Annotated in this window: 14 protein-coding genes; 11 read left to right on the top strand and 3 right to left on the bottom strand. The window is 56.9% G+C overall.

The window, feature by feature from the left end; translation table 11 throughout:
- The first annotated feature begins 24 nt into the window (after positions 1-24).
- A complete protein-coding gene (gene mnmE / locus JBO08_RS14130; RefSeq protein ID WP_065880338.1) occupies positions 25-1,395 on the top strand; it encodes a tRNA uridine-5-carboxymethylaminomethyl(34) synthesis GTPase MnmE in 1,371 nt (456 codons plus the stop codon).
- Between the two features lie 17 nt (positions 1,396-1,412).
- Here mnmE and JBO08_RS14125 read toward each other — a convergent pair whose 3' ends face one another.
- From JBO08_RS14125 to JBO08_RS14115, 3 genes are all read right to left on the bottom strand, one after another.
- The gene (locus JBO08_RS14125; protein ID WP_220074646.1) at positions 1,413-3,851 is read right to left on the bottom strand and encodes a TonB-dependent siderophore receptor; all 2,439 of its coding nucleotides are present in this window, start codon (positions 3,849-3,851) and stop codon (positions 1,413-1,415) included.
- Between the two features lie 91 nt (positions 3,852-3,942).
- Positions 3,943-4,887, bottom strand: a complete 945-nt coding sequence (locus JBO08_RS14120) for a FecR domain-containing protein (RefSeq protein WP_065880336.1) — start codon at positions 4,885-4,887, stop codon at positions 3,943-3,945.
- Positions 4,887-5,393, bottom strand: a complete 507-nt coding sequence (locus tag JBO08_RS14115; protein WP_065891281.1) for a sigma-70 family RNA polymerase sigma factor — start codon at positions 5,391-5,393, stop codon at positions 4,887-4,889. The genes JBO08_RS14120 and JBO08_RS14115 overlap by 1 nt, the downstream gene beginning before the upstream one ends.
- 563 nt (positions 5,394-5,956) lie before the next feature.
- On the opposite strand from JBO08_RS14115, the gene mnmG reads away from it, so the two are divergent.
- From mnmG to atpA, 10 genes are all read left to right on the top strand, one after another.
- Positions 5,957-7,849 (top strand): tRNA uridine-5-carboxymethylaminomethyl(34) synthesis enzyme MnmG, encoded by a 1,893-nt coding sequence (gene mnmG, locus JBO08_RS14110; protein WP_065875670.1) that lies wholly within the window; start codon positions 5,957-5,959, stop codon positions 7,847-7,849.
- The gene (gene rsmG, locus JBO08_RS14105) at positions 7,846-8,490 is read left to right on the top strand and encodes a 16S rRNA (guanine(527)-N(7))-methyltransferase RsmG (protein ID WP_065880334.1); all 645 of its coding nucleotides are present in this window, start codon (positions 7,846-7,848) and stop codon (positions 8,488-8,490) included. Before mnmG ends, rsmG begins: the two co-directional genes overlap by 4 nt.
- Positions 8,491-8,508: 18 nt before the next feature.
- Positions 8,509-9,306, top strand: coding sequence for a ParA family protein (locus JBO08_RS14100; protein WP_049710818.1), 798 nt, complete (start codon positions 8,509-8,511; stop codon positions 9,304-9,306).
- 9 nt (positions 9,307-9,315) lie between these two features.
- Positions 9,316-10,188, top strand: a complete 873-nt coding sequence (locus JBO08_RS14095; RefSeq protein ID WP_065875572.1) for a ParB/RepB/Spo0J family partition protein — start codon at positions 9,316-9,318, stop codon at positions 10,186-10,188.
- A gap of 148 nt (positions 10,189-10,336) precedes the next feature.
- A complete protein-coding gene (locus JBO08_RS14090; RefSeq protein ID WP_003177069.1) occupies positions 10,337-10,744 on the top strand; it encodes a F0F1 ATP synthase subunit I in 408 nt (135 codons plus the stop codon).
- 16 nt (positions 10,745-10,760) lie between these two features.
- Positions 10,761-11,630, top strand: coding sequence for a F0F1 ATP synthase subunit A (atpB, locus tag JBO08_RS14085; RefSeq protein WP_049710820.1), 870 nt, complete (start codon positions 10,761-10,763; stop codon positions 11,628-11,630).
- Positions 11,631-11,763: 133 nt separating this feature from the next.
- Positions 11,764-12,021 carry a F0F1 ATP synthase subunit C gene (gene atpE / locus JBO08_RS14080; protein WP_002555987.1) on the top strand — a complete coding sequence of 86 codons (258 nt, stop codon included), beginning with the start codon at positions 11,764-11,766 and terminating at the stop codon, positions 12,019-12,021.
- 55 nt (positions 12,022-12,076) lie between these two features.
- The gene (locus JBO08_RS14075; RefSeq protein WP_008439543.1) at positions 12,077-12,547 is read left to right on the top strand and encodes a F0F1 ATP synthase subunit B; all 471 of its coding nucleotides are present in this window, start codon (positions 12,077-12,079) and stop codon (positions 12,545-12,547) included.
- A 12-nt stretch (positions 12,548-12,559) separates the two neighbouring features.
- Positions 12,560-13,096 carry a F0F1 ATP synthase subunit delta gene (locus JBO08_RS14070; protein ID WP_049710821.1) on the top strand — a complete coding sequence of 179 codons (537 nt, stop codon included), beginning with the start codon at positions 12,560-12,562 and terminating at the stop codon, positions 13,094-13,096.
- Positions 13,097-13,117: 21 nt separating this feature from the next.
- Positions 13,118-14,662, top strand: a complete 1,545-nt coding sequence (atpA, locus tag JBO08_RS14065; RefSeq protein WP_053127456.1) for a F0F1 ATP synthase subunit alpha — start codon at positions 13,118-13,120, stop codon at positions 14,660-14,662.
- The last annotated feature ends 36 nt before the right edge of the window (positions 14,663-14,698 follow it).

Genomic DNA, 14,698 nt, shown 5'->3' with positions numbered 1-14,698 from the left:
TCACTTTTGTTCTGGAACCTGCTGATGAGCGCTCGTCGTGAAACCATCGCTGCTGTCGCTACCGCTCAAGGTCGCGGCGGTGTCGGTATCGTTCGAATTTCCGGGCCGCTCGCGGGCTTGGCAGCGAAGGCCATCAGTGGTCGTGAGTTGAAACCGCGCTATGCGCATTACGGCCCGTTCCTGGACGCTGACGAAAGCGTATTGGACGAAGGCCTGGCAATTTATTTCCCGGGCCCAAATTCCTTCACCGGCGAAGACGTCCTCGAATTGCAGGGCCATGGCGGCCCCGTTGTGCTGGATATGTTGTTGCAGCGCTGCCTGCAATTGGGCTGCCGCTTGGCCCGCCCAGGAGAATTCAGCGAACGCGCGTTTTTGAACGACAAGCTCGACCTGGCTCAGGCCGAAGCGATCGCTGACTTGATCGAAGCCAGTTCTGCACAAGCGGCGCGCAATGCGTTGCGCTCGCTGCAGGGGGCGTTCTCCTTGCGTGTGCATAACTTGACCGAACAATTGATCAGCCTGCGTATCTACGTCGAGGCGGCGATTGATTTTCCCGAGGAAGAAATTGACTTTCTTGCCGATGGCCACGTATTGGCGATGCTGGACAAGGTGCGCGACGAGTTATCCACAGTGCTGCGCGAAGCCGGGCAGGGCGCCTTGTTGCGTGATGGAATGACGGTAGTGATCGCTGGGCGGCCCAATGCGGGCAAATCCAGTCTGCTCAACGCACTGGCGGGACGTGAAGCAGCCATCGTCACTGAGATCGCCGGCACGACCCGGGATATCCTGCGCGAACATATCCACATCGACGGCATGCCACTGCACGTGGTTGACACTGCGGGTTTGCGCGATACCGATGACCAGGTTGAAAAGATCGGCGTGGAACGCGCCCTTAAGGCCATCAGCGAAGCGGATCGGGTGTTGCTGGTGGTGGATGCGACGGCGCCCGAGGCTGTGGATCCTTTCGCCCTATGGCCGGAATTCCTCGAGCAACGTCCAGACCCGGCCAAGGTCACGTTGATTCGCAACAAAGCCGATTTGACGGGTGAAGCCATCGCGATGGAAACCAGCGCGGATGGCCATGTCACTATCAGCCTCAGCGCAAAGTCAGCAGGTGATGGCTTGGAATTGCTGCGTGATCACCTCAAGGCCTGCATGGGCTACGAGCAGACCTCGGAAAGCAGCTTCAGTGCGCGCCGCAGGCACCTGGAGGCGTTGCGCCACGCGAGCGCAGCCTTGGAGCACGGTAGGGCACAATTAACCTTGGCGGGCGCAGGGGAGCTGCTGGCTGAGGATTTACGTCAGGCGCAGCAGCTGCTGGGGGAAATCACCGGCGCATTCAGCTCCGATGATTTGTTGGGCCGGATCTTCTCCAGCTTCTGCATTGGTAAATAACCGAGTTATCCACAACCTTACCAGTTGTAAGACACCGTACCGAGCAAGGTACGGCTGTCACCCCAATAGCAACGCCCTGCATCGTTGCAACCAGATACATATTCCTTGTCGAACAGGTTCTTGGCGTTTAAATCGACTGACCAGTTTTTGTCGATTTGATAGCCAACTGCAGCGTCTACCAGCGTCACGCTGCCGGCATCCAGTTTTCCGTAAAGGCTGGGTGCCGTGTAGGAAAACGTACTGTCGAAGTAGCGCACACCACCCCCCAGGGACAGACCTTTGAGTTGACTGTCGAGGAATCGATACTTGCCCCAAATCGACGCTTGGTTACGCGGCACGCCGGTCATCTGGTGCCCCTCAACCAGAGAGGTGGCCGAATCCTTGGTAATCCGCGCGTCAGTGTAGGTGTAGGCAGCAGTCACATTCAGGTTAGGCGTGATGGCGCTGTTCACTTCAACTTCCACGCCCTTGGCCCGGCTTTCGCCGACTTGACGATAGCTGTTGGTGGTGGCATCGAGGTAAGTGTCGTCCTGCTTGCGCAAGTCATACACCGAAACCGTCATCGCCGTATCCCATCCGATCGGCTCGTATTTCACGCCCACTTCGTATTGGCTGCTGGTGATCGGTTTCAACGGTGAACCCGCGTTGGAAATCTGCTGCACCGGGACGAACGCAGTGGAGTAGCTGACATAGGGCGTAAGCCCATTGTCGAACTGGTACATCACCCCACCCTGGTAGGTGAACTTGCGGTCTTCGGAGCCTGTGTTGCTGGCCTTGTTCACCTTGTCGCGATAATCGCTGTCGACCCAATCCTGGCGACCGCCAAGCAAGAACAACCAGTGGTCATACTTGCTCTGGAGCTGTGCATAAACCCCTTTCATCTGTTGTTCGAGCAAGGTGTTTTGCACAGCCACCGGCGTCAAAGGATCTCGCAAGTACACAGGGTTATACACATTGATGGTGCCGGCAGAGCCTGCGTCCCAATCCTGGTTGAACGAGGTACGGTCATAGCTCGCGCCGAACAGCACGGTATTTTCCAGCCCGCCGACCTGGAATTTGCCTTCCAGTTGGTTATCCAGGGAGTAGACCATCGACTTGTTGTAGCGGTCGTAGGCAGTCATGTTCAGCTGAGTGCCAAAGCCACGGTTATTCAACGCGCCAGGCCAGGTTTCATGACGGTTAATGCGCGACTGCATATAGCGCGAGTTCTGGCGGAACTGCCAATCGTCGTTGAAGCTGTGGCTGAATTCGTAGCCGGTGCTCCAGGATTCGCGTTCAAAGGTGTTCCAATCCGGGTTACCGAGCATGGTGTGCTTGGACAGCTTGCCATTGGGGTTTGTAAGCAAGGTACCTGCGGCTGGTAGGCCAAGTTCGAGGTTGGTGTGGTCCTTCTGGTAATTGGCCAACAGGGTGAGGGTGTTGTAGTCGTCAAAATTCAGGGTCAGGGAAGGCGCAATGTAGAGTCGATCGTCTGGGACGTGATCGGTCTGTGTATCGGACTTGCGGCCAAGCATCACCACTCGCCCAAGAATGTTGTCGCTGTCATTGAGCGGGCCGGAGATATCCACACCCACTTGGCGTCGGTTGTTTGAGCCGGAACCCAGTTGCAACTCACCTTGCGGTGTGGCGGTCGGGTGTTTGCTGACCAGGTTCACCAACCCACCTGGTGCGTTTTCACCGTAGAGCAGGGAAGAAGGGCCGCGGAATACTTCGACTCGCTCTAGACCGTAAGGCTCGCTCGTGGTGTCGTACCGATTGCCTTGTACGCGTAGGCCGTCTCGCAGTAGGCCGTAGCCGTAATCCGTGGCGTTGAAACCGCGGATGAAGAACAGGTCACCGGCCAAGCCATCGCCGGCCGCAAAAGGGGGGGCGAAGATGCCAGGCACATAGCCCAATACTTCAGTCAGCGTTTGCGACTTCTGGTCCTTGATGCGTTGGCCGGTGACAACCGAAACCGAACGTGGTGTTTCTGACAAAGGCGTGCTGGTCTTGGTGCCGATGCGACTGTTTTGCGCCTTGTAGCCCACGTCACCGGCGATCTCCTGATTGAAACCAGCCTGTTGATAAGTGCTTACCGTGGTGGGCGCCAGTGTGAGTTCGCCAGCAGGCATGGCCTGCAGGACATAACTGCCGGGCGCCTGGACGACCGCCTGCAATCCCGAGTTTTGCAGCAGTAGCGCAAAGCCTTGATCCACCGAATAGTCACCTTCCAACCCTGGCGTGTTCAAACGCGTGGTTTGCTGGGGCGAAAAAGACAGAATCACATTCGCCCTGGCAGCAAATTGGCTCAAGGCATTATCCAGCGGGCCTGCAGCAATGGCGTAGTGTTGCACCGTGCTGGCGGCCATGGCGCTGGTTGATAGCAAAACAGCGGCCGTGGCTGCAGTACTGAGCAGTAGGCTGCCGGTCAAACCGTGGTAGGAAAGCCGCTGGCGAAACTTGGTAGGGAGGCGCATAGGTGGGTTAGCCCTGAAGGTTGCGTCGTGATTACCTGTAGGGCCGCACCAGGCAAAAAAAAGATAACCCCCTTATGGATAATTTTTCCAGTCAGCTGATTCGCTTCACCGAAACCCAATAGCGAGTGAAATACTTCACTTTGATCGGCAAGGTCGCTTGCAGATTGGCCAGTACCGCATCCGTTGAATCCAGGCGCAACGTACCGGAAACGCGCAGACGTGCCGAAGCCACGTCGCATTGCAATACGCCCGGCCGATAACGCGCGAGCTCGTCGAGTACATCCCCGAGTCGAGCATCCAATACGATCAACTGGCCATCGACCCAGGCCGCCTGGGAACCGCGATACACAATGTTCGGCCCGACGTTTTGGCGATCAAAGTCAGCGCTTTCACCTGCTCCGAGCAAGCGGGCGTGGTTGGGCTGGTCACCTGGCGACACGCTCACGCGATCCTCCAGAACGCCGACACGTGTGGTGTCCGACAGTTGGCGCACGGTAAATCGGGTACCCAATGCCTGGACTCGCCCTTGGCGGGTTTCGACATAAAAGGGCGTGTGCCCGCCCAATTTTCCCGTGTGGATAAGTACTTCACCTTCGCGCAGGCGGATCAAACGCTGACGCCCGTCGAATACCACGTCAATCGCCGTGCCGGTGTTGAGATCAAGTTGCGTGCCATCGGCCAATTCGATACGCCGGCGTTCACCCACGGAAGTCCGGTAGTCGGCCAATACATTGCCCAGAGACGTGTGTTGCTGAACATTCCAGCCCAAGTACCCGGTACCGCCTAACACCAGCATCCACTTCAGTACCTGGCGACGTTGCTGCGTGGTCGACAATGCACGGCGGGTTAAATCCTGGGGCAGAGCGCCAAGACTGCGCTGTAATTGCTCCATCTGGTTCCATGCCGCCTGATGGGCCGGATCATCGTTGAGCCATTGCTGCCAGGCCTGGCGTTCTGCGGGTGTAGCCGGTTGGGATTGAAATTGCACATACCAACTGGCTGCGGACTCGAAGGTCTTGCGATCGGGAATCGCCATTACAGGCTGGCCATGATCAGCGAACACTCAGTCAATGCCCGAATCATATGCTTCTTCACTGTGGTCAGTGACACCTGCAGTTGATTGGCGATCTGTTGATAAGTCAGCCCTTCGATCTGCGACATCATGAAAATCCGCCGCGCCCGCTCGCCGAGTCCGGACAGGGCTTTATCCACAGCCACCAGGGTCTCAATGATGATGGCCTTGTCTTCTTCACTGATGGCGGTGCCTTCAGGCCGTTCAGCCAGTGTTTGTCTGTAGGCCTGTTCGATGGCGTGCCGGCGATAACGATCAATCACCAGGCCCTTGGCGATGGTCGCCAGATAGTCCCGCGGTTCAACGATCTGCGCCGCATGCCGTCCGCCTAGTATCCGCACGAACGTATCGTGCGCCACATCGGCGGCATCGCAGGCGTTATGCAACTTCCCTTTGAGCCACCCGTGCAACCAGGAATGGTGCTGCTCATAGATATGCTGGACTGCAACCGTGTGTGAAGAAGGGGGCATAGGGCATGACGAACTAGGTTAATGATAATCGCTATTATTAACTGCCCTACGGTGTTCCCACAATAGATCTCTACTTTCTGCGCTTACCAACGAATGTGAGGATTTGGTTGGCCTGCGTGTGGGCGAAATACACACGGTTGAACCAATTTCTGTGGATTAAACCCTGTGAATAACCGCCCTTGTGCCCAGTTGATAACAGGGCCTGAAACCTGAGTAAAAACCTGCCTGTGGATAACCACCTGTTTAATCCACAGGCTTAAACCACTTATCCAAGGGCCTCATTGGCACATGACCACAGACTTTTGAATCTCTGTACACATTGTAAATAGGGGCTTGTAGAGATCTATCCACAGAAAAGGTGATAAGTAGAAATAAACATAAAAACAAAGATTTAATAAATTTCTCTCTTTTAATTTCTATTGTCTGTGATTCATCCACAGCTGGTTAAATTTTGTGCAAAGGGTTCTTTAGCAAGGGCTAAGTCCCTATACTTGCCGGCATTGCTCCAATCTCTTTCAACAGACAATTCCTGATTACCTACATAAGCAGGCACGAGGTGCGTGGTGGATTTCCCTTCCCGTTTTGAAGTGATCGTCATCGGCGGCGGTCATGCCGGTACCGAGGCAGCACTGGCGTCAGCACGCATGGGTGTCAAAACCCTGTTGTTGACGCATAACGTGGAAACCCTCGGTGCCATGAGCTGCAACCCCGCCATCGGTGGGATCGGCAAAAGCCATCTGGTCAAGGAAATCGACGCCCTTGGCGGCGTGATGGCCATGGCGACTGACAAAGGTGGTATTCAATTTCGCGTGCTCAACAGCCGCAAAGGCCCGGCCGTACGGGCTACCCGGGCTCAAGCCGACCGCATCCTGTACAAGGCGGCGGTACGCGAAACCCTGGAAAACCAGCCGAACCTGTGGATATTTCAGCAGGCAGCGGATGACCTGATCGTCGAGCAAGACCAGGTACGCGGTGTTGTCACGCAGATGGGCCTGCGTTTTCACGCAGAATCCGTGGTGTTGACCACCGGTACGTTCCTCGGCGGACTTATCCACATCGGTATGCAGAACTATTCCGGCGGCCGTGCGGGTGACCCACCCTCGATCGCCCTGGCTAAACGACTGCGTGAATTGCCGCTGCGCGTCGGCCGTTTGAAAACCGGGACCCCGCCGCGTATCGACGGGCGTTCTGTGGATTTCTCAGTGATGACCGAACAAGCCGGCGATACACCGATCCCGGTCATGTCGTTCATGGGCTCCAAAGAACAGCACCCCAAACAGGTCAGCTGCTGGATCACCCACACCAATGCACGCACCCACGAAATCATCGCGGCGAACCTCGACCGTTCGCCGATGTATTCCGGGGTGATCGAAGGCATCGGCCCACGTTATTGCCCGTCGATTGAAGACAAGATCCACCGCTTTGCCGACAAGGAAAGCCACCAGGTCTTCATCGAGCCCGAAGGCTTGACCACCCACGAGCTGTACCCGAACGGGATTTCCACCTCACTGCCGTTCGACGTACAGATCCAGATCGTGCAATCGATTCGCGGTATGGAAAACGCGCACATCGTGCGTCCGGGCTACGCCATCGAGTACGACTACTTCGACCCGCGTGACCTGAAGTACAGCCTGGAAACCAAAGTCATTGGCGGTTTGTTTTTCGCCGGGCAAATCAACGGCACCACCGGTTACGAAGAAGCCGGCGCCCAAGGTTTGCTGGCCGGGACCAACGCGGCATTGCGCGCGCAGGGCAAAGACACCTGGTGCCCGCGCCGCGATGAAGCGTATATCGGCGTATTGGTCGACGACCTGATTACCCTGGGTACCCAGGAACCGTACCGGATGTTCACTTCCCGGGCGGAATACCGATTGATCCTGCGCGAAGACAACGCCGACCTGCGTCTGACCGAAAAAGGCCGCGAGCTGGGCCTAGTCGATGACGCACGCTGGGAAGCTTTCTGCAAAAAACGCGAAAGCATTGCGTTGGAAGAGCAGCGCCTGAAAAGCACTTGGGTTCGCCCGGGCACCGAGCAGGGCGACGCGATCGCCGAAAAATTCGGCACGCCGCTGACCCACGAATACAACTTGCTGAACCTGCTGTCCCGTCCGGAAATCGACTACGCTGGCTTGGTCGAAGTGACCGGCCACGGCGCAGAAGACCCACAGGTTGCCGAGCAGGTCGAAATCAAGACCAAATACGCCGGTTACATTGACCGCCAGCAGGACGAGATCGCTCGGCTGCGTGCCAGTGAAAACACCAAGCTGCCTGTGGATATCGACTACACCGGGATTTCCGGGCTGTCGAAAGAAATTCAAAGCAAGCTGGGGATAACTCGGCCAGAAACCTTGGGGCAGGCGTCACGTATTCCCGGTGTCACCCCGGCAGCCATTTCGCTGTTGATGATTCATTTGAAAAAACGCGGCGCGGGCCGTCAGTTGGAGCAAAGCGCTTGAGTTCGTCTGTTACCTCGCAACACGCCGAAGAGTTATCCACTGGGGCGCTCCAGCTGGGCGTTGACCTGACCCCGGCCCAGCACGAATTGCTGTTGGGCTACCTGGCCCTGTTGATCAAATGGAACAAGGCTTACAACCTGACTGCTGTGCGTGACCCTGATGAAATGGTTTCGCGTCACTTGCTCGATAGCTTGAGCGTAATGCCATTCATCGAAAACGGTCGCTGGTTGGACGTGGGCAGTGGCGGTGGCATGCCTGGCATCCCGCTGGCCATCCTGTTTCCCGAGTCGCAAGTAACCTGCCTTGACAGCAACGGCAAGAAAACCCGCTTCCTGACCCAGGTCAAACTTGAACTCAAACTGGACAACCTGCAGGTTATCCACAGCCGCGTCGAAGACTTCACGCCTGAACAGCCCTTCAACGGAATTGTTTCCCGGGCGTTCAGCAGCATGGAGAACTTCAGCAACTGGACTCGCCACCTTGGCGACCGTGACACGCGATGGCTGGCAATGAAGGGCGTTCATCCAAGCGACGAGCTGTTAGCATTGCCGGCAGACTTCCACCTCGATAGCGAACACGCCTTGGCCGTACCCGGTTGCCAAGGCCAACGCCATCTGCTGATACTGCGCCGCACGGCATGATTGGGAACACAAGCAAGAATGGCTAAGGTATTCGCAATAGCGAACCAGAAAGGTGGCGTGGGTAAAACCACCACCTGCATCAACCTCGCAGCATCCCTGGTCGCCACCAAGCGTCGGGTGCTGTTGATCGATCTCGATCCACAGGGCAACGCCACCATGGGTAGCGGTGTGGATAAACACGGCCTGGAAAACTCGGTCTACGACGTGCTGATTGGCGAGTGCGACCTGGCTCAGGCCATGCACTACTCCGAGCACGGCGGTTATCAACTGCTGCCGGCCAACCGCGATTTGACCGCGGCGGAAGTGGTGCTGCTCGAAATGCAGATGAAAGAAAGCCGTCTGCGCAGCGCCTTGGCGCCGATCCGCGAGAACTACGACTACATTTTGATCGACTGCCCACCGTCGCTATCGATGCTCACGCTCAACGCGTTGGTGGCCGCCGATGGGGTGATTATCCCCATGCAGTGCGAATACTTCGCACTGGAAGGTTTGAGCGACCTTGTGGATAACATCAAGCGAATCGCCGAGTTGCTCAACCCGAACCTGCAGATCGAAGGCTTACTGCGCACGATGTACGATCCGCGCCTGAGCCTGATGAACGATGTGTCGGCGCAGCTCAAGGAACACTTCGGCGAGCAGTTGTACGACACCGTGATTCCACGCAACATCCGCCTGGCCGAAGCGCCAAGCTATGGCATGCCCGCGTTGGCCTATGACAAAACGTCGCGCGGTGCCATTGCTTACCTGGCACTGGCCGGCGAGATGGTTCGTCGCCAACGCCGCAACTCACGCACCGCTGCAGCCCAGCCAACTTAAGGAATCCCCATGGCCGTCAAGAAACGAGGTCTCGGACGTGGACTGGATGCACTGCTGAGTGGTCCGACCGTCACATCGCTTGAAGAACAAGCGGTGCAGGCCGACGAGCGCGAGCTGCAACACCTGCCCCTGGACCTGATCCAGCGCGGCAAATACCAGCCACGCCGGGACATGGACCCCCAGGCGCTGGAGGAGTTAGCCAATTCGATCAAGGCCCAGGGCGTGATGCAGCCAATCGTGGTACGCCCGATTGGTGACGGCCGTTATGAAATCATCGCCGGTGAACGCCGCTGGCGCGCGAGCCAGCAGGCTGGCAAGGAAACCATCCCGGCGATGGTGCGCGATGTGCCGGATGAAACCGCCATCGCCATGGCGTTGATCGAGAACATCCAGCGTGAAGACCTCAACCCGATCGAAGAAGCGATTGCCTTGCAGCGTCTGCAGCAGGAATTCCAGTTGACCCAGCAACAAGTCGCGGACGCGGTGGGCAAGTCCCGCGTGACCGTGTCCAACTTGCTGCGCCTGATCGCATTGCCGGAAGTCATCAAGACCATGTTGTCCCATGGCGACCTGGAAATGGGCCACGCCCGTGCCTTGCTCGGTTTGCCGGAAAATCAACAGGTTGAAGGGGCGCGACACGTTGTCGCACGGGGTCTCACCGTTCGTCAGACCGAGGCCCTGGTTCGCCAGTGGCTCAGCGGCAAACCCGCACCGGTTGAAACGGCCAAACCTGATCCGGATATCGCGCGTCTTGAGCAGCGTCTGGCCGAGCGGCTGGGCTCTTCGGTGCAAATTCGTCACGGCAAGAAGGGCAAAGGGCAACTGGTTATCGGGTATAACTCGCTGGATGAGCTTCAGGGTGTTCTTGCTCACATCCGCTGAAACATTTGCTCATGTAGCGCGCGATCGGAAATCACTACCCGGCAGTTGAATAGGGGCTGAACCGCCCCTATACTCTGCGCGCATTTTGTCGGCACAAATTATGCCAAGTTATTGATTTCCGGCAGCCGACCATTGAGGAGCAAAGGTGATGGAAACCCGCACGCCAAACACGTTGCCGTTCCATCGCTTGGCCGTTTTTCCGGTTTTATTGGCTCAATTTGTGATTTTACTGATCGCCGCTTTGGCGCTTTGGTACGGGCATGGAGTCGTAGCCGGATATTCAGGACTCTGCGGAGGCCTGATAGCCTTGCTGCCCAATATGTATTTTGCTCACAGGGCCTTTCGGTTTTCCGGCGCCCGAGCAGCCCAGGCTATCGTCCGGTCTTTTTATGCCGGCGAGGCGGGGAAACTGATTTTGACGGCAGTGCTGTTTGCACTGACCTTTGCAGGTGTGAAGCCATTGGCGCCGCTGGCTGTATTCGGCGTCTTCGTGTTGACCCAACTGGTCAGCTGGTTCGCTCCCCTGCTAATGAAAACAAGACTTTCGAAACCTTAGGGCGTTTGAGGCAACCATGGCAGAAACAACCGCTTCGGGCTATATCCAGCACCACTTGCAGAACCTGACCTTCGGTCAGCTTCCTAATGGCGGCTGGGGCTTTGCCCACTCCGCAGCAGAAGCCAAAGAAATGGGTTTCTGGGCTTTCCACCTGGATACTCTGGGCTGGTCGGTCGCATTGGGTCTGATCTTCGTTCTGATTTTCCGCATGGCGGCCAAGAAGGCAACTTCCGGTCAGCCAGGTGCTTTGCAGAACTTCGTTGAAGTATTGGTCGAATTCGTCGATGGCAGCGTGAAAGACAGCTTCCATGGCCGTAGCCCGGTGATTGCACCGCTGGCACTGACCATCTTCGTCTGGGTGTTCCTGATGAACGCCGTCGACCTGATCCCGGTTGACTGGATTCCTCAGCTGGCCATCCTGATCTCCGGCGACCCGCACATTCCATTCCGCGCGGTATCGACCACTGACCCGAACGCTACCCTGGGCATGGCCTTGTCGGTGTTCGCGCTGATCATTTTCTACAGCATCAAGATCAAGGGCATCGGCGGCTTCATCGGCGAACTGACCCTGCACCCGTTCGGCAGCAAGAACATCTTTGTTCAAGCCCTGCTGATCCCGGTGAACTTCCTGCTGGAATTCGTAACCCTGATCGCCAAGCCGATTTCCCTGGCTCTGCGACTGTTCGGCAACATGTATGCCGGCGAGTTGGTGTTCATTCTGATCGCTGTGATGTTCGGCAGCGGCCTGCTCTGGCTTAGCGGCCTGGGCATCGTTCTGCAGTGGGCGTGGGCTGTGTTCCACATCCTGATCATCACCCTGCAGGCCTTCATCTTCATGATGCTGACCATCGTCTACCTGTCGATGGCGCACGAAGAGAACCATTAAGGCCAGTCTCGACTAGTCTGATGTCCTTCCCGGTGAAACGGGAAGGTGGCCCACCAGGGCTATGAAACGATTTGTTTTACCGCTTTAAAATCTAAAAAACCTAAACCATACGACGTAAAAGTCGGGAGGAAAGATGGAAACTGTAGTTGGTCTAACCGCTATCGCTGTTGCACTGTTGATCGGCCTGGGCGCCCTGGGTACTGCCATTGGTTTCGGCCTGCTGGGCGGCAAATTCCTGGAAGGCGCCGCGCGTCAGCCAGAAATGGTTCCAATGCTGCAAGTTAAAATGTTCATCGTCGCCGGCCTGCTCGACGCCGTGACCATGATCGGTGTTGGTATCGCTCTGTTCTTCACCTTCGCGAACCCTTTCGTTGGTCAACTCGCCGGTTAATCACTCGTTTTTCGAGTGATTGGTGTGTTGTGCAACGAATGAGCGAGGTATTGGCGTGAACATTAATGCAACCATTATTGGTCAGTCCTTAGCGTTCTTGATTTTTGTCGTTTTCTGCATGAAGTTCGTATGGCCTCCGGTCATCGCAGCTCTGCACGAGCGTCAGAAGAAGATCGCGGATGGACTGGACGCTGCAGCCCGAGCAGCTCGCGACCTGGAGTTGGCCCAAGATAAAGCGGGTCAGCAACTGCGCGAAGCGAAAGCCCAAGCAGCCGAGATCATTGAGCAAGCCAAGAAACGCGGTAACCAGATTGTTGAAGAGGCTGTTGAAAAAGCCCGTATCGACGCTGACCGTGTGAAGGTTCAGGCTCAGGCCGAGATCGAGCAGGAACTGAACGGTGTCAAAGATGCCCTGCGTGCCCAACTGGGTGCTCTGGCCGTCGGCGGTGCTGAGAAGATCCTGGGCGCCACAATCGATCAAAACGCGCACGCGGAGCTGGTTAACAAACTGGCTGCTGAAATTTAAGCGAGGGCGATCATGGCAGAATTGACCACGTTGGCCCGACCTTACGCTAAGGCAGCCTTCGAGCACGCCCAGGCCCACCAGCAGCTGGCCTCTTGGTCAGCCATGCTCGGCCTGGCTGCAGCAGTGTCGCAAGACGACACCATGCAGCGCGTGCTCAAGGCCCCGCGACTGACGAGCGCAGACAAGGCCGCCACGTTTATTGACGTGTGCGGCGACAAGTTTGATGTGAAAGTGCAGAACTTCTTGCACGTCGTTGCCGAAAACGACCGTCTCCTGCTTTTGCCGGAGATTGCCGCTCTGTTTGACCTGTACAAGGCCGAGCAAGAGAAGTCGGTAGACGTTGAAGTCACCAGTGCTTTCGCATTGAACCAAGAACAGCAAGACAAACTCGCCAAGGTTCTCAGTGCACGACTCGACCGGGAAGTGCGCCTGCAAGTTGCGGAGGATGCCACCCTGATTGGTGGTGTCATCATTCGCGCCGGCGACCTGGTTATCGATGGTTCGATTCGCGGCAAACTCGCGAATCTTGCCGAAGCATTGAAATCTTGAGTTTGAAGGGGCAGCAGAGCAATGCAGCAACTCAATCCTTCCGAAATAAGTGAAATTATCAAGGGCCGCATCGACAAGCTCGATGTGACCTCCCAAGCCCGTAACGAAGGCACTGTCGTCAGCGTATCTGACGGTATCGTGCGGATTCACGGTCTGGCCGACGTAATGTACGGCGAGATGATCGAGTTTCCGGGCGGCGTCTTCGGTATGGCCCTCAACCTGGAGCAAGACTCCGTAGGTGCCGTTGTATTGGGCGCTTACACCAGTCTGGCTGAAGGCATGAGCGCCAAGTGCACTGGCCGCATCCTGGAGGTTCCGGTTGGTAAGGAACTGCTGGGTCGCGTAGTCGACGCACTGGGTAACCCTGTTGACGGTAAAGGTCCACTGGGCAACACCGAGACCGACGCGGTCGAGAAAGTTGCTCCAGGCGTGATCTGGCGTAAGTCGGTAGACCAGCCTGTACAGACTGGCTACAAGGCTGTCGATGCCATGATCCCAGTCGGCCGTGGCCAGCGTGAGCTGATCATCGGTGACCGTCAGATCGGTAAAACCGCTCTGGCCATCGACGCGATCATCAACCAGAAGAACAGCGGCATTTTCTGCGTCTACGTAGCGATCGGTCAGAAGCAATCGACCATCGCCAACGTGGTTCGCAAGCTGGAAGAAAACGGCGCCCTGGCCAATACGATCATCGTGGCTGCCAGTGCTTCGGAATCTCCTGCGCTGCAATTCCTGGCACCGTACTCCGGTTGCACCATGGGTGAATTCTTCCGCGACCGCGGTGAAGACGCGCTGATCGTTTATGACGATCTGTCCAAGCAAGCAGTGGCTTACCGCCAGATTTCCCTGCTGCTGCGCCGTCCACCAGGCCGTGAAGCTTACCCAGGCGACGTGTTCTATCTCCACTCCCGTCTGCTGGAGCGCGCATCCCGCGTTTCGGAAGAATACGTAGAGAAGTTCACCAACGGCGCAGTGACCGGCAAAACCGGTTCCCTGACCGCACTGCCGATCATCGAAACCCAGGCTGGCGACGTTTCTGCGTTCGTTCCGACCAACGTGATTTCCATCACTGACGGTCAGATCTTCCTGGAATCGGCCATGTTCAACTCGGGCATCCGCCCAGCAGTGAACGCCGGTGTTTCGGTATCCCGTGTGGGTGGTGCCGCTCAGACCAAGATCATCAAGAAGCTCTCCGGTGGTATCCGTACCGCTCTGGCTCAGTACCGTGAACTGGCGGCATTCGCCCAGTTTGCTTCTGACCTGGACGAAGCGACCCGTAAGCAACTTGAGCATGGTCAGCGCGTTACCGAGCTGATGAAGCAGAAGCAATACGCCCCAATGTCGATCGCTGACATGGCGTTGTCGCTGTATGCCGCTGAGCGTGGGTTCCTGACCGACGTTGAAATCGCCAAGGTTGGCAGCTTTGAACAAGCGCTGATTGCTTACTTCAACCGCGATCACGCCGAATTGATGGCGAAGATCAACGTGAAGGGTGACTTCAATGACGATATCGACGCTGGCATGAAAGCCGGTATCGAGAAGTTCAAGGCCACCCAAACCTGGTAAGCCGCAGCGGGAGCCGCAAGGCTCCCGCTTGCTAAC

This window comes from Pseudomonas sp. LAP_36 (assembly GCF_019456785.1).
Classification (GTDB): Bacteria; Pseudomonadota; Gammaproteobacteria; order Pseudomonadales; family Pseudomonadaceae; genus Aquipseudomonas; species Aquipseudomonas tritici.
Note: the sequence above shows the minus strand (reverse complement) of the source record. Positions and strands in the feature narration are given on the sequence as shown.